The organism is Collinsella sp. AF29-7AC, assembly GCF_003475665.1.
In the GTDB taxonomy this organism is placed as follows: Bacteria; Actinomycetota; Coriobacteriia; order Coriobacteriales; family Coriobacteriaceae; genus Collinsella.
Window position 1 is genome coordinate 1 of the sequence record NZ_QRQX01000057.1, and the last position, 741, is coordinate 741.

Consider the following 741-nt stretch of genomic DNA (forward strand, 5'->3'; position numbering starts at 1 on the left):
AATCAGAACCACCCTTAAAAAGGGTGGTTTGCTCTTAGGGTATAACCCACGGGCCCCGGGCTCGCGTCTAAAGGCGCGGGCCCGGACTTCGTCCAGGCCTAGTGCATCTTGACCCGTGGCGCGCCGGTCGAACCGGCAGGATCACCTCCTCTTGAAGGGGTCCTCGTACTCCTTCACGCTCAGCTTGTCCAGCGCGATGTCGTGGGACTCCTGCTCCCTGATGTACTTGGCGATCGTCGCCTCGTTCAGGCCGACGGTGGACACGTAGTAGCCCTCCGCCCAGAACTTCCTGTTGCCGAACTTGTACTTGAGGTTGGCGTGCCTGTCGAATATCATCAGCGAGCTCTTCCCCTTCAGGTAGCCCATGACGCTCGCGACGCTGTACTTCGGCGGGATCGCCAGCAGCACGTGCACGTGGTCGGGCATCAGGTGCCCCTCGATTATCTCGATCCCCTTGTACTCGCACAGCTTCCTGAGGATCTCCCCTATGTCGCTCCTGATTTGGTTGTAGATCACTTTGCGCCTATACTTCGGCGTGAACACGATGTGGTACTTGCACATCCACTTCGTGTGGGAAAGGCTGTAGGCCTTCTGGGCCATGGCGACCACCCCTTCGACTCGAATTCTTGACGGCCTGAACAATCGTCAATATCGGTCGGAGGGGTGGCTTTGTAAAGCCGTTTGTCTCCACCCGCGTAGCGGGTGGTTTAAAGCTGGGCGCTGCGCGGCCAGCAGACTAAA

1 protein-coding gene is annotated in these 741 nt (G+C 58.7%); it reads right to left on the reverse strand.

The annotated features are described in order from the left end of the window. Positions 1 to 141 precede the first annotated feature (141 nt). On the reverse strand, positions 142 to 600 hold the full coding sequence (tnpA, locus tag DWZ15_RS10330) for an IS200/IS605 family transposase (RefSeq protein WP_055250296.1): 459 nt from the start codon (positions 598 to 600) through the stop codon (positions 142 to 144). Positions 601 to 741 lie beyond the last annotated feature (141 nt).

Coding starts and splice junctions, on each gene's coding strand:
- tnpA (WP_055250296.1), bottom strand. CDS start 600: ATGGCCCAGAAGGCCTACAGCCTTTCCCACACGAAGTGGATGTGCAAG.